Consider the following 20322-nt stretch of genomic DNA (forward strand, 5'->3'; position numbering starts at 1 on the left):
ATTATATTTTTCTTTTTGTTAAGTTTAAAATTATACCTGTCAATATTGAGGTACTTACAATTGAAGAGCCTCCATAACTCAAAAAAGGTAATGTCATTCCAGTTGTTGGAAATAATCTTATATTAACTCCAATATGAATTGTTGCCTGCATAAGAATTAAACTTACTGATCCAATTAGAATAAGTTTATTTTGCTCCTCAGTTTCAAAACTGATTTTTTTAAAAACCATATAAATTAGGACTAAAAACAAAATTAAGATTAAAATTATGGCAATCACACCAAACTCTTCGGAAATTACTGAAATAATATAATCAGTATGCGCTTCTGGTACTCTATTTTTGAGCGTTCCTTCTCCTATACCTTTTCCAAAAAAACCTCCACTTGTTATTGACTCTATTGCTTTATCTGATTGAAAATTATGAGTACCTGTTTCTTTATCAAAAAATGAAAAAATTCTAGCTTTAATATAATTAAATTTTGGTATGTAAATAATCATATAAGACAACAAAATTAATCCAATAGAAGAGATTGTGAGCAAAAAATATAAATTAATACCTGAGCAAAATATCAAAACAGCCCATGAAAAAACTATTAATAATGTTTGGCCAATGTCTGGCTGAATTATCAGTAGCAAAGAAACTAAAGTCATTAAAATTGTTGATACTAAATATTTGAATAAAATATTGGTTTCACTTTTACATAAAATAATTGAAAGAATTACAATCAAGAAAGGTTTCACTATTTCTATGGGTTGAAATCTTGGTAAAAAAAATAAATCGATCCATCTTCTTGATCCTTTAACTTCTATGCCAATTATAGGTACTAAAAACAAAGAGAGCAATGAAACAAAAAAGAGAATTATTGAAAATTTATAAAATTTATCTTGATTTAAAGATGAAAAAATAAAAATAAGAATTACTCCAATAATTACATAAATTAAATGTTTAAAAAAAAAGAAATAATTGTTGGTATCTAATTTGTCTGAAGCTATGAGTGATGTTGATACCAAAGAAAAAAAAAGTCCAATAGTGAATAGAATGCTAACTAAAAACAATATAGGTTTGTCAATATTTTTCCACCACTGGTAATAAAATTTATGAATTATGCTATTATTTTGCATATATTAATTTTTTAACTAGTTTATTGAAGTAATTGCCTCTATCTTCAAAATTTTTAAAATTATCAAATGATGCACCGGCAGGACTAAAAAAAATTATATTTTTTTTAATTTCTTGATCTTTTATCTCTAAGAAAATTGCACGTAAGGTGTCATTTAAAGTTTTATATTTTTTAACCTTTAATTTATTTCTTAAAACTTTGTGAAACTTATTTCGATATGAACCAAAAATAAACGCTTTTATATTTTTGCATTTTATTTTAGATAATTTGAACTTATCATTTTTTTTTGGTATTCCTCCCAAAATCCAATAAACATCATTCAAATTATTTAATATATTTTCTGAAGAAGCGAAGCTTGTTGATTTGGAGTCGTTTATTATTGTTAAATTTTTTTTATCAAAAACAATTTGTTGTCTATAATTAAGACCTTTAAAATTATTAATCGTTTGGATTAATCTGTTTTTAGATAGTTTCAATTTAGGTGCAATTTCAAAAATAAATGAGAGATTTTCTCTATTACCGTCGGAAGCAAAGTATTTATTGCTAATCTTATCAATTATGTTTTTCAAATTTGAGATATCAACTTTATAAATTTTTGACTTAAATTTATTTTTTTTAATTTTTTTTGAAATTAATGAATCATTTTTTTTAACGTATGCAAAATTACCCTTAACTTGAGATTCTATTAATTTAAATTTTGCATTAACGTAATTTTTAAGGTTCTTATGTCTTTCAATGTGATCTGCTGAAATATTTAGAATTAAGCTATATTTTGATCTAAAAATCTTTGAATAATCTAGCTGATATGACGAGGCTTCAATCACAAAAATCGTTTTTTTTGTTATTTTTTTCTCTGCAAGCGCTGGGTTTCCTATGTTACCAATCAATCGAGCATCTTTTTTTTGATCAACTAAAGCATCATGTAGTATTTTTGCTGTAGTTGATTTCCCATTAGTACCTGTGATTGTTATGCTCAAATTATCATAAAAAGAGTACAAAACATCAAGATCTGTATAAATTTTTTGTAAATTTTTTTTCAAGAACGTCGATAATTTACATTTTGAAATATCTATTCCTGGACTAATAATAATTACATCAAAACTTATTTTTGAAATTTTACTTAAACTAACTAATTTTTTATTTATTTTTGGATTGTCATCGAAAAGATAAACATCTGCTTTTTTTTTTAAAAATTTATATGAAGATATTCCACTTTTGCCTAATCCATATATTAATATTTTTTTTCTTAAAAAAATATTTTTTTTATTTTTCATTATCTTAATTTTAACGTAGCAAGTCCTATCATTGCTAAAATTATTGAGATAATCCAAAATCTAATAACTACAGTAGATTCAGGCCAACCTTTTTTCTCGAAATGATGGTGTATGGGTGCCATTCTAAAAATTCTTTTTCCTGTAAGTTTAAATGAAATTACCTGAACCATTACGGAGACTGCTTCTAAAACGAAAAGACCTCCCGTAATCGCTAAAACAATCTCATGTTTTGTTATAATACCTACTGTTCCTAAAGAACCACCTAAAGATAAAGAGCCTGTGTCTCCCATAAAAATTTTAGCTGGAGGAGCATTAAACCATAAAAATCCTAAGCAAGCTCCAATAATTGCTCCACAAAAAATTGCAACTTCACCTGTTCCTTCAATGTAAGGAATTTGTAAATAATTTGAAAAAACAATATTTCCAGTTACATAGCTTATAAATGCAAAACAAGCTGCCACCAATATTACTGGTACCGTTGCTAAACCATCTAGACCATCTGTAAGATTTACAGCATTAGAAGAACCTATTATTACAAATACAGCAAAAGGTATAAAAAACCATCCAAGATTAATTATTAAATTTTTAAAAAAAGGAAAATATAAATTATTTAAATCTTGATAATCATTCAAATAGACAAACAAACCCACTCCTATTAGCGCTAATATAATTTGTACAGTTATTTTAAACTTTGATGAAATACCAGAAGAATTACTTTGCTTAATTTTTTTATAATCATCGAATGCACCAAGTAATCCAAATGAAATAGCAATGTATAAACAAAATAAAATATTATTATTTGATAAATCTGCCCATAAAATAACTGAAATTATTAGGCCAAGTAAAATAATAATTCCACCCATTGTTGGAGTTCCAATTTTTTTAACTATGTGATCTTCAGGTCCATCATCTCTAATTGGATTGAAAATCTTTTGATTTGAAAAAAATTTTATAAAAGGTCCACCAACAAATAGAACTATCATTAATGATGTAAAAAAAGATAAACCAGTTCTGAAAGTTAAATATTTAAAGACGTTTAAAAAGCCAAAATTATCAACAAAATTTAATAGAAACTGATATAGCATTTAATTTAAACCTTTTATTTCATTAACTATCTTATTGAAACCTGTCGCAAGTGAGGCTTTAATCATTAAATAATCATTGTTTTTAATATCATTTCTAATCAATTCATCGATCTGAGAATTGTTACTTAATATTTTACCTTTTTTACTATTAGAAATTTTTTTATATATCAAAGAAGCCATTTTTCCTTTTACAAAAACCTTATCAATTTTAGTTTGATTTATTAGTGGAGCAATAGATTCATGAAGTTTTTTGGAATAACTACCAAGCTCCAACATATCTCCAAGTAGCAAATATTTTTTAGACTTGTTTGACTTTATTTTATCAAAATTTTTAATAGCTGAACTTAATGATAGTGGGTTTGAGTTATAACTTTGATCAATTAAATTTATTTTTTTATTATTTATTTTTATTGTTGAATGGTCCCCTCTTCCATCAGGAATTTTGAAATTTAAAAAAATATTTTTATTTAAATTAAATATATTTAAATTCACACTAATAACAGCTAATGCAGATAGAATATTATAAATATTGTTTTGATAGTCATCAGAGATTATAAAATGTTTAATTTTATTCATAAATCTAATTTTAATTTTAAAATTTTTTCCAAACGATTTAACATCTATTAACTTAATAGATGCTCTTTTACTTTTGATGCCAAATGAAATTAATTTAAGTTTTTTCTTTTTAGAAATTTGTCTATGAAGTTTAAAAAATTTATCATCTGCATTTAAGATAATAGAACCATTTGATTTAATATTATTTATAATCTCTGATTTTGCTAAGGCAATCTCTTTTATATTTTTGAAATTTTTTACATGTGCATAATTTATATTTGTAATAACTCCAACATTAGGCTCAATTATTTTTGTTAGATAATCAATCTCACCTTTTTTGTCCATTCCTACTTCTAAAACTCCATATTGATCATTTTCTTTAATATTAAGAAGACTTAAAGGAACTCCAAATTTATTGTTATAAGACTTTGGTGATATACTTGTAATTGAAATTTTTCCCAACACACTTCCTAATAATTCTTTGAGTGTAGTCTTCCCACAACTACCTGTGATAGCTATAATGTTAGTGCTTATATTTTTTCTATATACTTTTGAAACATTCGTTAAAAATTTTAAGGTGTTTTTAACTTTTATCTGTCTTTTAATATCAAGATTATTTTGAATTTTATTTACAATTGCTAATGATGCTTTCATCTTAAATGATTGTGAAATAAAATTATTTCCATCATTTACTTTTCCTTTGATGGCAAAAAATACATCATTTTTACTTACTTCATTAGAATTAATCCTAGCATTATTTATAGAAATAGACTTTGATAATTTTTGAGTTTTGGAAAGTTCTTTAATTATATTTATCTTTAATTGATCAGACAAATTTTCGTTTTTCAATTTGATTTCAGTTAGAATTTTTTTTCTATCAGAAAATTTAATTTCCTTTTTACCAATTTCCTGTGTGCTTTCGTGCCCTTTTCCTGCAACTACTAAAACGTCTCCACTTTTCAAATTTTTAATAGCTTCTGATATTGCTTTTCCTCTATTAGAAATTTCTTTAATTTTCTTGCCATTGATGCCCTTTTTAATATCTTTTCTTATTTTTATTGGGTTTTCGTAACGAGGGTTATCATCAGTTAGGTAGATATTATCTGCATAGATACTTGCTATTTTACCCATTTTCATTCTTTTGTTTTGGTCTCTATTCCCCCCACAACCAAATAAAAGGTTTAACTTTTTATCAGGAAATTGCTCCTTAATATTTAAAAGACAAACTTTTAAAGCATCAGGCGTATGTGCATAATCAAGAATAACAATTGAATTATTTTTAATTTTTCCAATTTTTTCCAATCTACCTTCAACTGGTTTTAATTTTGGTAAGGCTTTTAAAATATTTTCAAAATTTAAATTACTTTTTTGTGCTGCCATTGCAGCCATCAAAATATTCTTGATTTGAATTTTACCTATTAAATTTAAATTAATTTCCTTAATTAAATTTTTATGTTTAAATTTGATTAGTTGATTTTCATTATCATATCTATGAGATAATATTTCAAAATTACTTTGTTTTTCATTTATTGCTGATAATTTTAATTTTTTCTTTAAAGAGATTTTCTTGATTGTTTTATACTGAGGTATATTTTTATCTGTAATTATATTTCCTTTTTTTTCAATTAAATTCTCAAATAAATAAAGTTTTGCTTTTAAATAATTTTTTAAATTTTTGTGATAATCAAGATGATCTTGTGATAAATTTGTAAAAATTCCAGTTTTAAAGTTTAATCCATCTAATCTAAATTGTTTTAATCCATGACTGGAAGCTTCCATGATAACGTTTTCAACTTTTTCTTTTTTTAATTTTTGTAAGATCTGGCCTAATCTAATAGGATCAATTGTTGTATTAAGTAAATTTAAATTAATATTTTTTGATTTAACTCCTAATGTTCCAATTGAAGCTACTTTTTTTTTATTTAATTTCATTATTTGAAGATAAAATTCAGCAACTGAAGATTTTCCATTAGTTCCTGTAACAGCTACTAAATTTTTTGGTATTTTGTTGTAAATTTTAAATGAGACTTCTGCTAATAATTTTCTTATATTTTTTGTTCTTATAAACAAAATTCCATTACGAAAATCTTTTATTTTTTGTTCTGTAACAATTATTTTAGAACCTTTTTCTATAGCTTCGGAAATGAATTTATTTCCATCAATATCACTTCCTTTGATTGCGAAAAAAATATTATTTTTTTTTATAGATCTCGTATCAAAAGAAATACCTGAAAAAAATAATTTTTTATAATTTTTGTGGATACCATCAAAATAATTTCCAAGTAACATCACTATTTAACCTGTATATATTTTGTGGCTAAAATAGGCCCAATTTTATCAATTACTTTTCCTGCTACCTCTACTGATGTCCACCCAGCTGTATTATAAAGTGTTCCCTTCCATCCACCTTTTCTATGTCTATACTTATAATAATAATCTTTTGATTTTTTAGGTGTATCTAACATCACAACAAATACAAATTGAGGATTTGATGTTGGAAATACCGAACTAAAAGTATTTATTTTTGCCTCTGAATATTTTCCTCCTTCTGGTTGGTCAGCTGTGCCTGTTTTGCCTCCAATTTCATAATTTTGAACATCTGCAAATCTAGCAGTACCCTCCTCTGTATTAACAATTTTTCTTAAAGCATTAACAACTTGTTCTGAAATTCCTTTATTAATTATTCTTTTGTTGTTATTTTTTTTGTTATCTTTCTTAAAAACCAATGTTGGTTTTACATCATAGCCACCATTGGCCAAAATAGCATATCCTTTTGCTAGTTGAAGAATGGTTGTTGCTACTCCATGACCAAAAGAAGCTGTTGCTAATCTACATTTTCCAAAATCATAGTCAATTTGGGGTGCAACCTCTTCAATGTCAAAATCAATTTGTCTTAATACTCCAATATCCTCTAAAAAAGATTTAAATTTTTCTGGACCAACTTTTTGAGCAATTCGTACTGAGCCTATGTTTCCAGATCTAACTAAAATTTGCTCAGCAGTTAAATCTGAAGGTATTTCATTATCATATTCTCCAATTCTGTATCGGTCACACTTAATTGATTTTGGTAAATCTAAAAATTCAGTATCTGGTTCAATTAATTTTTCATTTAAAGCGCTTGCAAAAGTAAAAACTTTAAAAACTGAACCAAGTTCGTATGTTCCTTTTGTTACTCTATTGATATAATTTACATCTGATATATTTTTTCTCTCATTTGGATTAAAATCAGGTAATGAAACTAAAGAGAGTATATTACCATTATTAACATCCATTAAAATTGCTGCACTTCCTTTGCTTTTAAAAATTTCCTGATATTTTAATAATTCTTTTCTAATTAAAAATTGAATGTCTTTATCAACAGTTAATTTAATTGAGTCTCTAGATGATCTAAGATTTTCATTTAACGATTTTTCCAAACCTGAAATACCATTATTGTCATTATCTATTTGTCCTAAAATATGACTAAAAAGATTTTTCTGTGGATACATTCTAAGCACTTTTTCTTCAGGGATAAGAGATTTATCTCCCAACTTCATAATTTGCTCATATTTTTCCTCTGAAATTTTTTTTTCTAAATAAAAAAACTTTTTGTTTTCTATTTTTTTTTCAATTTCATTAAAATCTTTGTCTGGGAAAATAATTTTTAGACTTAACAGTAATTTTTCTTTACTAATTATGTCTGAAGTTTTGAGACCAACATCAATAGACTTAACTGTTTTTGCTAAATAATTTCCATTAATATCTAAAATATCTGCTCTGTAAAGATCACTACTAAAAGCAAGTGTGTTGCTTGTATTTTCAATTTTTGCCTCTCGAGATCCTAAATGAATTAAATGTATTGTGTATATTGAATAAATAACAAAAAACACAAAAAAAATAAAAGCAACTCGATTAAATTGAATATTTAATCCAGTATTGCTTTTTTTATAATCAAAATCATTTTTGTGATCTTCAATTGTTAATCTTTCATTAAAATTACTCATTTTTCCTTAGTTATTTTATAATCCTCTAATTTATTTACATTTTCTGAAATATTATAAATTTTAATATCTTCTATTTTTTTTTGAACTAATTGATCTTCAAAATATAAAGATTGATATTCTAATAATTTTTCAGCAGAACTTAAATAATCATATTCCAACTGAATATTTTCTAAATCTGATTTTAAAAGTCTTACACTTTCTTTATAAGCAAATATTTTATCTTCAATTTTTTTTGTAGTATTTTTGATAATTGCTGTAGTTAAAACTAAAATTATAATTGTTAATGCTAGTAATAATTTTTTCAAAGTTTATCTCCAAACTTTTCAATTTCTAAAAAATTTTTAAATTTTTCCTCTATATCTGTTTCAAAATTAAAGAAATCACTTTTCTTAATTGCATATCTTAGTTTTGCAGATCTCGAAGGTGGGTTTTCTTTTATCTCAAGATCAGATGGAACAATTGGTTTTTTTTGACTTAAATTAAAAAGAGTTTCTTTTTGTTTAGTTTGAGGTGTGTATCTTGAAATACTTTTATTTTGAGAAAGGCTTTTTAAAAAATATTTTACAATTTTATCTTCTAAAGAATGAAACGTAACAACTGCTAAAACACCTCCCTTTTTTAGTACTTTTGTAGCATTTATTAGTCCATAAATTAATTCACTAATTTCTTTATTTACAAAAATTCTGAGAGCTTGAAAAACTTTAGTTGAATTATGTACTTTAAAATTTTTTCTTATTTTTGATTTATCAACAATTTTAATTAAACCCTGTGTATCAATTTTCTTATTTAATCTTTCTTTTACAATATTTTTAGAAATATATTTTGCATCTTTTTCATCTCCAAAGTATTTAAAAATTTTCTCTAACTCTTTTGCATCAAGTTTATTTATAGCATCGGCAGCTGAATAGTTATTTAAACCCAATTGCATATTTAAATCTGTTGTTGAGTTGAATGACAATCCTTTTTTAGGATCTTTCATTTGTGTTAATGAATATCCTAGATCAAAAATAACACCTTTGATATTTTCGTTTTTAATTTTTAAATTCGTTAATTGACTAAATTTTAAATTTTTGAAAATAAATCTATCCTCAAAATTTTCTAAAATTGAGTTTGCAACTTTTTGACTTTCAATATCCCTATCAAGTCCTATTACGTTTGTATTTTCAAACTCTAATATTTTTTTTGAATATCCACCTTGACCAAATGTACAGTCTATAAATGTGCCACCATGTTGAGGGGTAATAACGCTAATAATTTCTTCTAGCAGTACTGGATAATGTTTTTGTACATCCGGTACTATGGTGGCTTCCATTTATTTCTTTGAAGACCATTAATTTTTTTGTCTTCTTAGGAAAGCAGGAATTTCAAGATCGTCTTCATCTTCTTGATCCTCAGAATTCAACAAATCTGAAGGTGAAGAGTTTTCACTTTCTGAGCTAAATAAATCTGGTGAATCTGAACTTACACCAAATTCCTTGAGATCATTTAATGGTTCTTCTTGAACATTTTCATCATAATTTTTTTCTTCAAATGTTTCTACTGCTTCTTGAGTAAACGATTTTTCCATTTCATTTACAGTGCTGTCTTCGACAATGTTTTCTGTTACTACACTATTTTCTTTAGCAAAATTTTCATTCATCATGTTATTTTCAACACTTACTTGCTCTTGTTCTTGAACCATTTCATTTTCAACCTTAAGAGCGTTAGCACCGTGAGTGATTGGACTTGATGAATTTGAAAAATTAAACGCTGGAGAGCCCATATTTGAGAAATCAGAGTAACCAGGATTACGATTTTGTATTCTGTGCACCATATTTACCACTGATTTAGACTCTGGTTGTTGACCATCTAATGAGGTTGCAACAATTGAAACTCTCATTTTTCCGTCTAAGTCAGCATCTGTTATTGCTCCTATAATTAACTCTGCCTCTGGATCAACTTCTGCTCTTACTTTGTTAACTGCTTCATCAACTTCAAAAAGTTTAAGATCTTTACCACCAGTGATATTTACTAGTAATCCTTTAGCGCCCTTTAAAGTATAATCATCAATTAATGGATTGCTTATTGCCATCTCTGCCGCTTTAAGTGCTCTACCTTCACCTTCAGCTTCTCCTGTTCCCATCATTGCTTTGCCCATTGAAGCCATTACTGTTTCAACATCTGCAAAATCTAAATTGATTAATCCAGGTCTTACCATTAAATCTGTAATACTCTGAACCCCATGCATCAAAACATTATTTGAAAGATTAAAAGACTCTTCAAAAGTTGTTTGCTCATTTGCAATTTTAAATAAGTTTTGGTTTGGAATAACAATTATTGTATCAACATGTTTTCTTAATTCTTCCAGTCCTTGTTGTGCTCTTCTCATTCTAGAGGGGCCTTCATATAAAAATGGAAGAGTCACAACACCTACCGTTAATATATTTAATTCTTTAGCAGCTCTAGCGATGACATGAGCAGCACCAGTACCCGTTCCACCACCCATACCTGCTGCAATAAAAACCATATTTGCACCTTGAAGTGTATTTACAATTTCATTTAAAGATTCATCAGCAGCCGCTTGTCCTATATCTAATTTTGCACCAGCACCTAAACCCTTTGTTAAATTTAAACCAATTTGAATTCTTGTTTTTGCTTTACTTAACTTTAAATCTTGAGCATCAGTATTAACTGCAATAAATTCTACACCCTGAAGTTTATTATCAATCATTTCATTTATTGCATTTCCTCCAGCTCCACCTACTCCTAAAACTAAAAGTCGTGGCTGTAGTTCTTTTATCTCTGGTGCTTTAAAGTTAATTGTCATCTTATTTCCCCTCGTTGTTGTTTAAATGTTTTTCCCATTTAAGACTTGCTCGATTTAAATTTGCTTTTTTTCTTGCTGATGTCTTAAATTTTTCAAATGCTGTTGGTTCCCATATTTGAAAGGTTTGACCTTGACCAACAAACAACATGCTATTTTTTATTTTTGCATGTTTTAGTAATTTTGATGAAAGAGAAATTCTACCTTCACTATCAAACTGTAAATTAGTACTTTCTGCCAATATTGATGTTGCAAAATAATCTCTTTTTTCCTCAAAAGGATTTAAAGAGTCTATTGCAGAGGAAATTTTTTCAATTCTGTCTTGGGAGCATGCTTCTATCGAAGAATTATTAAAAGATGGATAACAAATAACACCATTATAACCTAAATTAGACAAATAAGATCTGAAGCTAGCAGGCACAGACACTCTCCCTTTTTTGTCCAATCTGTTCTCGTAAGTAGATAAAAACATGTTTTTTTAATTTTATAAATTCCATAAATGGGAATATATGGGAATATATGGGTATTTAAAAAGATAGTCAAATGTTGTTTCTCTAGTTAATTAAATTCATTTTATGAGGAAAATTTTAAATAATGATTTAAAATTACTGATTTCTTTCATTTGTTTGGTTTCTGAGATAATGAAGATGCTTATTTAAGCTCTATTTAAATTAATGCTTCTAGCTATGAAAATAATTTTATAGATATTTTATTTTTTCATTTTTAAACTGTGAAGTGCCAGATAAACTATAAGCCGGGTTCTGTCATTTAAACTTATCATTTGTCTAGGCTTAAGATCACTCTTAAGCTCAAGCAACTAACCCTGATGACTAGCCAAGGACGGCTTTTAGTTTTGCAACAATGTCATCTCTACTTAGTCTTGCTCCCAGTGGGGTTTTCCAGCGTTCATTGTTACCAATAGAACCGGTGTGCTCTTACCACACCTTTTCACCCTTGCCATGTTATGGCGGTTTATTTTCTGTGGCACTGTCCCTAGGGTCTCCCCCGCCAGGTATTACCTGGCACTGTGTCCTTGTAGAGCCCGGACTTTCCTCTTTAAAATAAATTAAAGCGATAAGTCATTTATCTGGCAGAGTTAACTTATTATCAAACTTAAAAATTACAAGACAATTTAATTAAGCTTTTTTATTAAGTTTTCACTTATTAACAAACATTCTTTATCAATTTTCCCGTCTATCAATTCTTGTCTAAATCTCCTTTGAAACGCAACAGTAATATTTTTGATGAATTTATTTTTATTTATTTTTGAGTTCTTAGGATATCCAATTTTATAAAGATTATTTATAAATTTTATTTTTAATATGTTGCTTAATTTTAATTTTCTATAAACTTTAATTTCATTTGATTTTAACTCATGCCAGATACCTATCTTTTTTTTTGACAAAAATTCCCACGGAAATTTTTCACCTGGATCTTTTTTTCTATCTGGTGCAATATCCGAATGACCTAATATTGATTTTGGATTAATTTTATATTTTTTAATAATAAATTTAGTCAATTTAATTACAGAATAAATTTGTTTTTTTGAAAATTTTTTATACTTAAACTCATGACCAGGATTATTTATTTCAATTCCAATAGAATTTTTATTTAAAGATTTAAACTTTTTCCAACTAGAAACTCCTGCATGCCAAGCAGTATATGAGTCAGGAACCATTCTTAAAATTTCACCATTATTTTTTATAAAGTAATGACAACTTACTTTGGACTTAATATCTAATAATTTATCAATAGCTTTTTTCTCATTTTTCATTCCTGTATAATGAAAAATAATGAAATTAATTTTATCTAAACTCCTTTTTTTTGAATCAAAATTAGGTGAATAATTTGAATTAATTTTCATGCTCAATTTGGGGTCTATTTTCAACAATTAATAAACACTTTATCGACATTTTTCTAATTTAAAAATTTCTTTATTATAAGAATTTATATAATATAAGGTGTGCTATGCTTAAAAAATTATTAATAATCTCAGTTCTAATTTTCCTACAAGGATTTAATGCCTATGCTGGATCAGATGGAGAAAACACTTTAAACAAAAATAAAACTGAGCAAATAAAAAAAACTAGAGACTGCTTCGAAAAGTTAAATAGAGCAACTTTTTCATTTAACCAAGGTCTTGATAAAACATTGCTAAAACCTATAGCAAAAGGATATAGAAAATTACCAGAGGGAGTACAAACAGGTACAAGTAACGCTGTAAGAAACTTATCTAACTTAATAACAATACCAAATAATGTTTTACAAGGTGATGTTAAAACTGCATTTGTTAATACTGGAAGATTATTAGTCAATAGCACTGTTGGAATTTTAGGATTTGTTGATGTTGCTAATAAAATAGGATTTCCAAAATATGAAAGAGAAGATTACGGTCAGACGTTAGGTAAATGGGGATTTGGACCAGGTTGTTACCTTGTCCTTCCAGTACTAGGTCCATCTACCGTTAGGGATACTGCAGGATCTTTTGCTAATGTACTAGGTGGAGACCCTTGGTATAATGCCTCTACACATGGTAACAATGAATTTTTGAGTGAGAGAATTTATTTGGCATCTAAAGGTATAAGTGGTATCGAATTTAGAGCAAATAACATAGAGTCACTTGAAAACCTTGAAAAAAATTCAATAGATTTTTATGCTTCTATAAGAAGTTTATATTTACAAGACAGAGAAAATAAAATTAAAAATCTTCAAAGAGGAAACTTAGAAATAATTTTTGAAGATGATAATGGCTGGGAAGAAATCGAAAATAAATAGTTAATTATCTCATTAAAATGAAAAAAATACTTATATTATTGGTCTTGTTTAATCTTAATTTAACAAACAGTTTCTCGATTGAAGCTGATGTTTTTGTTCAATCCACTGTAAATAGAGCTGCTGAAACTCTAAGTAGTGGTTTAACAAAAGAAGAAAGAATGGATGAATTGAAATCAATAGCTTTAGATACAGTTGATATAAGAGGTATAGGTTTCTATTCACTTGGAGCACATAGGAAAAGTGCATCTGATGAACAAAAAAATGAATATGAAAAAGTTTTTACTGAATACTTTTTGCAAAGTTTCTCAAGTAGATTGGCAGAATATTCAAATCCAATTATAAACGTTGATACAAAAAAAAAAATAAATGAAAACTACACTATAGTCTCAAGTACTCTTGTGGCGACTGATAAGAGACCGGCTGTAAAAATAGATTGGAGAATCTATACAAAAAATAAGGAACAACCACTTATTAGAGATCTTATTATTGAAGGATTAAGTTTAGCAAGAACTCAGAAAGAGGAATTTAATTCAATTATCCTTAGTGCTGATGGTGATATCAATGCATTGATTTCAAAATTAAGGGATTTTTCAAACAGCTAATAATTTTGAAGATTTCAACTAAATCAATACTTTTAATTTCAGCTTTAACTTCTTCATTTTTTTTAATCTATTCATCATATAAAGGGATAATTTTATACTTTATTAACGAAGCATTGGAGGATACTTTTGTAGGTGGAAGTACATCTGATATTTCAATTTACCTGTGGTTTACAATTTCTGGGATTTTAATACTCTTAACTCTCATGTTTCTATTTTTTTTAAAAATTAAAGATTTAAAAAGTCAAAAGATAATTGTTACGGGTTTAACAGTTTTTTGGATTGCAATTTCAATATTTTTAATACTTATAAATATATCAAATTTTTGGATTTCGTTGGTTACTTTAGCTGTTGGTGTTCTTTCATTTTTAGCTATGAAAAATATCAAAAAAGAAATAATTGCTGAATTAAATAAAAAAGGGTTAACAGATAAAGAAATATACCTCTTACAGAAACTAGCAGGTATATCAAAAGATTAGGTATGGTGGGCCCGCCAGGACTCGAACCTGGGACCAATACATTATGAGTGTACTGCTCTAACCAACTGAGCTACAGGCCCAAAAATGAAACTTGTTATACTATATTTTAGCACTTATCAATCTAAGATAAATTAATTTTCAAAAATATTTATATAAATGGGAAACACATCCATCCAGTAATTATATATTTTTTATCTTTTATCAATTTTTCTCCTAAATGAGCATGAGTCCATTCTGCTGGCCAAATTAAAGTTTTTCCTTTTTCTGGTTTAATTTTTATATTGTAATGCGAAAAATAAGTAGCTCCATTAGCCTCCTCTTCAACATTGTTTAGATAAGTCATCCAGGCAAAAATTCTATGCATGTTTGATGTTGTACTTCTTTCTGTATGTATTTTTGAAAAATGATCACCTGGTAAATATCTTTGTAGATTAAAGCTAGGTATATCAACAGATTGAAATTTTTCAGCTACAAAAGGCCACTGTTTTTTATAATCATTATAACATTCAAATAATAATTCAAAATACTCCCTAAAAATGAAATTTTTTTTATTTTCTAAATCAATTGGATCAATTGTAATATCAGTAGTTTTTTTATTATTATGATTTAATTTACCTCCACCTACTAGTCCTGGTCTATGAAGATCTGAATTCTTCTCGAAATATTCCACAAGACGATCAAACAGTTTTTCTTTGTCAGAACTCCAACAGCCAATGAAGTTTATTTTATTTGAATTATTTTCTAATCTTTTCATTTTATTATTTCAAAACTAGTTTGATTAAATCTTATTAAACCTTGCGATTTTCTTATATGTTTTAATCCATCTCTATGAAATCCTAAATTTATTAACATTCTACCTATAAGACCATTTGCAATTTTATTATTTGGATTTAATTTTAATACTTTTTGATATTTTTCTTTTGCTTCAGAAAATTTATTCATTAATTCATAATTTCTTCCTAACTCAATTAAACTTTCTAAATTACAAGGCTCTAATTCTAATGCTTTTTCAAAAAAAAGTTGAGCTTCTGAAAATTTTTTTTTTAAATTTAATACAACTGCCAAGTTATGAAATGAATTAAAAAAGTTTTCATTAAGTTCTAATGATTTTCTTAAGTTTATTTCTGCTAAGTCAAGTTTATTAAATTTTATATACAAAGTTCCAAGCAAGAAATAGGCTCTATAATCAAAATTGCCTTCTTTAATTGCATTATTCAGTAAACTTTCAGCCTCAACAAAAGACGAATTTTTGATTGAAAAATTTGCTTTTTGAATTATTTCATCAGTGATTTTGTCCATAATTTTAATATTTAACAAGTATAATTAAACGACTTAAAAGTATTTTAAAATAGTATTTTATATTATTATATGGTGGGCCGTGTTGGTTACGCTCCAACTACCCCTGCAATGTCAATGCAGTACTCTACTATTGAGCTAACGGCCCTAATTTAGCTTTCTAAGAAACTTTTTAATTGTTTAGATCTGCTTGGATGTTTTAATTTTCTAAGAGCTTTGGCCTCTATCTGCCTAATTCTTTCCCTAGTTACAGAAAACTGTAAACCTACTTCCTCTAAAGTGTGATCAGTGTTCATTCCTACACCAAATCTCATTCTTAAAACTCTTTCTTCTCTAGGAGTTAATGTAGATAAAATTTTTGTAGTTGCTTCTCCGAGGTTAGATTTTATAGCTTGCTCTAATGGGGCTAAAGCTTTTGTATCTTCAATAAAATCTCCTAAACTACTATCTTCTTCATCACCAACAGGTTTTTCAAGTGAAACTGGTTCTTTTGAAATTTTTAAAACTTTTCTAACTTTATCTAGAGGCATTCTTAATTTTTGAGCCAGTTCTTCAGGTGTTGCCTCTCTACCAAATTCACTTAAGATTAATCTTTGAGTTCTCACTATTTTATTAATTGTCTCTATCATGTGAACAGGAATACGTATTGTTCTCGCCTGGTCTGCAATTGATCTTGTAATTGCTTGTCTAATCCACCAAGTTGCATATGTAGAAAACTTATATCCTCTTCTATACTCAAACTTATCAACTGCTTTCATCAAACCAATATTGCCCTCTTGAATTAAATCTAAAAATTGCAATCCTCTATTTGTGTATTTTTTAGCTATTGAAATTACTAATCTTAGATTAGCTTCAACCATTTCCTTTTTGGCTATTCTTGATTCTTTTTCACCTTTTTGAATTCTACTTACTAATTTTTTAAAATCAGTAACTGAAATTCCAAGTTTGTGACTTATCTCAATAAGTCTTTCTCTGATGTTTTTAAATTCTTCTTTATTTTTTGCAAAGAATTGTTTCCACACAATATTTGTATCCAAAAACTTTTTAAGATTTGGGTTTATTTCATTACCAACATAAAATTTTATGAATTCATTTCGTGGAATTTTTTGATCCATCGCAAGTCTTAAAAGATTGCCCTCTAAAGAAACTATTTTTTTATTCTCAAGATAGTGCTTTTGAACAAGTTCTTCTAAAACAGAAGGAGAAAGTTGAAGTGATTTGATATTTTCTAAAATGTCATTTACAATTTTTTCATATCCTTTTTCTTTTGCTGAAGTAAAGCTTTTTAAATTTAGAACGCAATCTAATTTTTCTTTTTGATATTTAATGAGTTTGGAATATTCTTTGGTTAATACATTTACTGTTTTTAAAACTTTAGGTTTAATTTCTGTCTCCATTGCTGCAAGAGTAGGATTGAAATCATCATCTTCGTCTGAAGAGCCTTCCTCTTTGTCTGTCTCACCAGCGTTCTTTTGTTTAGCACTTGGTCCAGTTGTTTCATCTTCCATATAGTTAGTATCAATATCTATAATTTCTCTAACTAAGATTTCATCATTTTGAAGTTTTTCATTCCACTCAAAAAATTGTTGTGCTGTTATAGGGCTTTGTGATAGAGCAATTAACATTACATCTTTTCCAGCCTCTATTCTTTTTGCAATTGCAATTTCTCCTTCTCTTGAAAGTAACTCAACACCTCCCATTTCACGCAAATACATTCTGATAGGATCATCACTTTTTTCAATTGTCTTTCCTTCTTCCTTATTTGAATTTTCTTTTTTTCTAAGAACTTTAAAATCTGATTTTTTTTCAACTAATGAAATATTTTCATCTAAGATATGGATAAAAGCTTGAGCAAGATTTTCATCTGATAAATTTCTTTTACCTAATGATTTGCTAAGTTCTTCATATGTTATAAAACCTCTATGGGTTCCACGACCCATTAATCTAGCAAACGATTTTGTAATAATTCTTTCCACAGCGATAAAATTGAAAGTCTTATATAATGTCAAATCTGTAAAAATCCATTACAAATTTGTCCAGATTAATTGAGATTCTGCTTTTTTTTGAGCTCTTTTAGCTCATTAAATGTGCTCTCGCTCATATCCACTGAGAACTTCGATTCTAATTCTTGAATTCTAAACTCAAGATCATAATTCATTAAATCTCGTGAAATATCTTCAAGCAATTCAATAATTTTCTGTTCATCTTCAGTATTATTTTTTAAAATATATTTTATTGGCGCAAATTTATTTATTTTTTCAATTATCTGACTATCTAAATTTAAGTCTTGTACAGCTATTTGATTTTCAGATTTTAAAATTTCAATTATTTGATTAAAGATTTTTTTATTAACTTCAGTAAAAAATTTAATATTTTCAATTAAATGAATATTTGATTGCATTAAATTTAAATTATTAATTATCAAATAAATTAAAGAAAACTCTTTAAGTTCAACTCCAGATAAAGATTGGCTTTCATTGTAATACTTCTTGGTAGCATCTAAAGATTTAGTTGGTTTTTTATAATTTTTTTTATTTTTTTGATTTGAATGAGGCGTTAATTCTGCAATTTTCTCTAAAAAATATTCTAATACATATTTTTTAATATAATCATCCTTGATAGTGTTTGCTACCTCTCTTAATCTTTTTTCAAAAATAGCCATGGAAGAAGGGTTATTTTCAGTTTGTTTTTTATAGTGACTAAAAATAAATTGATGAATTGATAACTTAGATTGTTTTGTAAATTCTATGAAATTAGCTTTACCATTTTTATTAACATAACTGTCAGGGTCTTCCTTGTTTGGTAAAAATAAGAATGAAATTTGTTTTTCTGGTTTTAATTCTCTAATTGAATTTTCCGCAGCTCTTAATGCTGCTTTATAACCACTTTCATCACCATCAAAGCATATAATTATATCATCAAAAAATTGATTAAGAATTTGAATTTGTTTATCAGTTAATGAGGTACCAAGATTTGCAACAGCATTATCAATTCTATTTTTACTTAACCCAACAACATCCATATAACCTTCGACCAAATAAATATGATCTACTTTGTTTGATAATTTTCTAGCTAAATCTAGGTTATATAAGTTTGATCCTTTTTTAAAAAATAAAGTTTCAGGTGAGTTAATATATTTTGCAAGATAATCTAGATTTTCTATTATTCTTCCACCTAAACCAATTGGTTGACCAGTTATATTGTTAATTGGAAAAATTAATCTTCCTCTAAATCTTTCTACACAAGTATTCTTTTTTTCATCTAAATAAAATAATCCAGTTTCAATTAAAGTTTGTTGATTATATTTATTTTTTAGTTGTTCATAAATATTTGGATTTTTTTCAACATATCCCATTTTAAATTTTTTTACATCTTCTTTAGTTAATGATCGATTTTTTAAATACTCTCTAGCATTTGAATGTTGTTCGTTTTTAATTAATTCCTTATGGTAAAAATCAACATACTCACTATAAATTGATTTATATTCATTCCATTTTCTTTCTCTTTCTTCATCTTTTTTTGAAAACAAATATGGTTGCATACCTGCTAATTGAGCTAAATACTTAACAGCTTCTCCAAACTTTAAATTCTGAGTTTTCATCACAAAATCAAAAATATTCCCATGTTCTGAGGTAGCAAAACAATGATAAAATTCTTTTTCATCATTAACAGTAAATGAAGGTGTTTTTTCATTTTTAAATGGAGATAAACCCACAAATTCTTTACCTCTTTTTTTTAATAAAACTGTTTTTGAAACAACCATTGATACTTTCAACTGTGTCTTAATTTCATCTAAGTACTCTTTGGGGTATTTCATTAACTATTCAATAATCCCTTAATTATTGATCCAGCTTTAGAGAAATCAATTTCATCAGAATGAGATTTCTTTAGCTCACCCATTATTTTGCCCATATCTTTAACGGAGCTAGCACCTAACCTAGCTATTAATTCAGCACATAATTTTTTGGTATCTTCTTCGCTCATCTGTTTGGGTAAAAAACTTGTTAAAATATCATACTCATTCTGTTCAACTTCTAATAAATCCACTCTGTTATTTTTTTTATAAATTTCAATAGATTCGGCTCTTTGTTTAACCATTTTTTTAATTAGTTTTTTTATATCTTCATCATCTGTGTCTTTTTTGTTGGGGCCAGAACGGTTCGAAATATCGAGATCCTTAATAGAAGATAAAATTAACCTGTAGGTTGATATTTTATTTTTATCTTTCGATTTTAGAGCATTTTTATATTCGTTTTCGATAGTGTGCTTTAATGACATAATTTTTTTAATCTACTTAAAAGAAAAAATTCTTCAAAAGAAAAATTGTTTTTTTACAATTTTATAATACATCTCT

At 26.9% G+C, this 20322-nt stretch carries 18 protein-coding genes, 2 tRNA genes and 1 other RNA gene; 3 read left to right on the forward strand and 18 right to left on the reverse strand.

Annotation, left to right across the window (positions count from 1 at the left end):
• Position 1: 1 nt before the first annotated feature.
• From ACTTA6_RS04710 to ACTTA6_RS04760, 11 genes are all read right to left on the reverse strand, one after another.
• On the reverse strand, positions 2-1120 hold the full coding sequence (locus ACTTA6_RS04710) for an FtsW/RodA/SpoVE family cell cycle protein (protein ID WP_440613876.1): 1119 nt from the start codon (positions 1118-1120) through the stop codon (positions 2-4).
• Positions 1110-2393, reverse strand: a complete 1284-nt coding sequence (murD, locus tag ACTTA6_RS04715; RefSeq protein WP_440613875.1) for a UDP-N-acetylmuramoyl-L-alanine--D-glutamate ligase — start codon at positions 2391-2393, stop codon at positions 1110-1112. Before murD ends, ACTTA6_RS04710 begins: the two co-directional genes overlap by 11 nt.
• The gene (gene mraY, locus ACTTA6_RS04720; RefSeq protein ID WP_440613874.1) at positions 2393-3478 is read right to left on the reverse strand and encodes a phospho-N-acetylmuramoyl-pentapeptide-transferase; all 1086 of its coding nucleotides are present in this window, start codon (positions 3476-3478) and stop codon (positions 2393-2395) included. Before mraY ends, murD begins: the two co-directional genes overlap by 1 nt.
• On the reverse strand, positions 3479-6322 hold the full coding sequence (locus tag ACTTA6_RS04725; protein WP_440613873.1) for a UDP-N-acetylmuramoyl-L-alanyl-D-glutamate--2,6-diaminopimelate ligase: 2844 nt from the start codon (positions 6320-6322) through the stop codon (positions 3479-3481).
• A 2-nt stretch (positions 6323-6324) separates the two neighbouring features.
• Entirely contained in the window at positions 6325-8016 is a 1692-nt protein-coding gene (locus ACTTA6_RS04730; RefSeq protein ID WP_440613872.1) for a peptidoglycan D,D-transpeptidase FtsI family protein, read from the reverse strand.
• Positions 8013-8321, reverse strand: coding sequence for a cell division protein FtsL (locus ACTTA6_RS04735; RefSeq protein WP_440613871.1), 309 nt, complete (start codon positions 8319-8321; stop codon positions 8013-8015). Before ACTTA6_RS04735 ends, ACTTA6_RS04730 begins: the two co-directional genes overlap by 4 nt.
• Entirely contained in the window at positions 8318-9328 is a 1011-nt protein-coding gene (gene rsmH, locus ACTTA6_RS04740) for a 16S rRNA (cytosine(1402)-N(4))-methyltransferase RsmH (protein WP_440613870.1), read from the reverse strand. The genes ACTTA6_RS04735 and rsmH overlap by 4 nt, the downstream gene beginning before the upstream one ends.
• An 18-nt stretch (positions 9329-9346) precedes the next feature.
• A complete protein-coding gene (gene ftsZ, locus ACTTA6_RS04745; protein ID WP_440613869.1) occupies positions 9347-10822 on the reverse strand; it encodes a cell division protein FtsZ in 1476 nt (491 codons plus the stop codon).
• Position 10823: 1 nt separating this feature from the next.
• The gene (mraZ, locus tag ACTTA6_RS04750) at positions 10824-11291 is read right to left on the reverse strand and encodes a division/cell wall cluster transcriptional repressor MraZ (RefSeq protein WP_440613868.1); all 468 of its coding nucleotides are present in this window, start codon (positions 11289-11291) and stop codon (positions 10824-10826) included.
• Positions 11292-11553: 262 nt separating this feature from the next.
• Positions 11554-11910: RNase P RNA component class A (rnpB, locus tag ACTTA6_RS04755), an RNA gene on the reverse strand.
• A 41-nt stretch (positions 11911-11951) separates the two neighbouring features.
• Positions 11952-12683, reverse strand: a complete 732-nt coding sequence (locus ACTTA6_RS04760; RefSeq protein WP_440613867.1) for an N-acetylmuramoyl-L-alanine amidase — start codon at positions 12681-12683, stop codon at positions 11952-11954.
• Between the two features lie 104 nt (positions 12684-12787).
• Between ACTTA6_RS04760 and ACTTA6_RS04765 the strand changes: the two genes are divergently transcribed.
• Genes ACTTA6_RS04765 through ACTTA6_RS04775 form a run of 3 tightly spaced genes read left to right on the forward strand, consistent with a single transcriptional unit; the run spans position 12788 to position 14672 of the window.
• Complete coding sequence (locus ACTTA6_RS04765) at positions 12788-13594, forward strand: MlaA family lipoprotein (protein WP_440613866.1); 807 nt, start codon at positions 12788-12790, stop codon at positions 13592-13594.
• A 17-nt stretch (positions 13595-13611) separates the two neighbouring features.
• The gene (locus ACTTA6_RS04770) at positions 13612-14196 is read left to right on the forward strand and encodes an MlaC/ttg2D family ABC transporter substrate-binding protein (RefSeq protein ID WP_440613865.1); all 585 of its coding nucleotides are present in this window, start codon (positions 13612-13614) and stop codon (positions 14194-14196) included.
• 5 nt (positions 14197-14201) lie between these two features.
• Positions 14202-14672, forward strand: coding sequence for a hypothetical protein (locus tag ACTTA6_RS04775; RefSeq protein ID WP_440613864.1), 471 nt, complete (start codon positions 14202-14204; stop codon positions 14670-14672).
• 3 nt (positions 14673-14675) lie between these two features.
• Here ACTTA6_RS04775 and ACTTA6_RS04780 read toward each other — a convergent pair.
• From ACTTA6_RS04780 to ACTTA6_RS04810, 7 genes are all read right to left on the reverse strand, one after another.
• A tRNA-Ile gene (locus tag ACTTA6_RS04780) sits at positions 14676-14752 on the reverse strand.
• A 68-nt stretch (positions 14753-14820) separates the two neighbouring features.
• Positions 14821-15426 carry a 2OG-Fe(II) oxygenase gene (locus tag ACTTA6_RS04785; protein WP_440613863.1) on the reverse strand — a complete coding sequence of 202 codons (606 nt, stop codon included), beginning with the start codon at positions 15424-15426 and terminating at the stop codon, positions 14821-14823.
• Positions 15423-15971 carry a tetratricopeptide repeat protein gene (locus ACTTA6_RS04790; RefSeq protein WP_440613862.1) on the reverse strand — a complete coding sequence of 183 codons (549 nt, stop codon included), beginning with the start codon at positions 15969-15971 and terminating at the stop codon, positions 15423-15425. The genes ACTTA6_RS04785 and ACTTA6_RS04790 overlap by 4 nt, the downstream gene beginning before the upstream one ends.
• A 70-nt stretch (positions 15972-16041) precedes the next feature.
• A tRNA-Val gene (locus ACTTA6_RS04795) sits at positions 16042-16116 on the reverse strand.
• 4 nt (positions 16117-16120) lie between these two features.
• Positions 16121-17944 (reverse strand): RNA polymerase sigma factor RpoD, encoded by a 1824-nt coding sequence (gene rpoD, locus ACTTA6_RS04800; protein WP_440613861.1) that lies wholly within the window; start codon positions 17942-17944, stop codon positions 16121-16123.
• 65 nt (positions 17945-18009) lie between these two features.
• Positions 18010-19785 (reverse strand): DNA primase, encoded by a 1776-nt coding sequence (dnaG, locus tag ACTTA6_RS04805; protein ID WP_440613860.1) that lies wholly within the window; start codon positions 19783-19785, stop codon positions 18010-18012.
• A complete protein-coding gene (locus ACTTA6_RS04810; RefSeq protein ID WP_440613859.1) occupies positions 19785-20246 on the reverse strand; it encodes a GatB/YqeY domain-containing protein in 462 nt (153 codons plus the stop codon). The genes dnaG and ACTTA6_RS04810 overlap by 1 nt, the downstream gene beginning before the upstream one ends.
• Positions 20247-20322: the final 76 nt, after the last annotated feature.

It is taken from the genome of Candidatus Pelagibacter sp. HIMB1636 (assembly GCF_052047675.1).
In the GTDB taxonomy this organism is placed as follows: Bacteria; Pseudomonadota; Alphaproteobacteria; order Pelagibacterales; family Pelagibacteraceae; genus Pelagibacter.

Bases quoted from the DNA above. Each gene is read 5' to 3' on its own strand.
- ACTTA6_RS04730 (WP_440613872.1), bottom strand. From the start codon at position 8,016: ATGAGTAATTTTAATGAAAGATTAACAATTGAAGATCACAAAAATGAT.
- mraZ (WP_440613868.1), bottom strand. From the start codon at position 11,291: ATGTTTTTATCTACTTACGAGAACAGATTGGACAAAAAAGGGAGAGTG.
- mraY (WP_440613874.1), bottom strand. From the start codon at position 3,478: ATGCTATATCAGTTTCTATTAAATTTTGTTGATAATTTTGGCTTTTTA.
- ACTTA6_RS04765 (WP_440613866.1), top strand. From the start codon at position 12,788: ATGCTTAAAAAATTATTAATAATCTCAGTTCTAATTTTCCTACAAGGA.
- ACTTA6_RS04760 (WP_440613867.1), bottom strand. From the start codon at position 12,683: ATGAAAATTAATTCAAATTATTCACCTAATTTTGATTCAAAAAAAAGG.
- ACTTA6_RS04810 (WP_440613859.1), bottom strand. From the start codon at position 20,246: ATGTCATTAAAGCACACTATCGAAAACGAATATAAAAATGCTCTAAAA.
- ftsZ (WP_440613869.1), bottom strand. From the start codon at position 10,822: ATGACAATTAACTTTAAAGCACCAGAGATAAAAGAACTACAGCCACGA.
- murD (WP_440613875.1), bottom strand. From the start codon at position 2,393: ATGAAAAATAAAAAAAATATTTTTTTAAGAAAAAAAATATTAATATAT.
- ACTTA6_RS04785 (WP_440613863.1), bottom strand. From the start codon at position 15,426: ATGAAAAGATTAGAAAATAATTCAAATAAAATAAACTTCATTGGCTGT.
- ACTTA6_RS04790 (WP_440613862.1), bottom strand. From the start codon at position 15,971: ATGGACAAAATCACTGATGAAATAATTCAAAAAGCAAATTTTTCAATC.
- ACTTA6_RS04725 (WP_440613873.1), bottom strand. From the start codon at position 6,322: ATGTTACTTGGAAATTATTTTGATGGTATCCACAAAAATTATAAAAAA.
- ACTTA6_RS04770 (WP_440613865.1), top strand. From the start codon at position 13,612: ATGAAAAAAATACTTATATTATTGGTCTTGTTTAATCTTAATTTAACA.
- ACTTA6_RS04710 (WP_440613876.1), bottom strand. From the start codon at position 1,120: ATGCAAAATAATAGCATAATTCATAAATTTTATTACCAGTGGTGGAAA.
- rsmH (WP_440613870.1), bottom strand. From the start codon at position 9,328: ATGGAAGCCACCATAGTACCGGATGTACAAAAACATTATCCAGTACTG.
- dnaG (WP_440613860.1), bottom strand. From the start codon at position 19,785: ATGAAATACCCCAAAGAGTACTTAGATGAAATTAAGACACAGTTGAAA.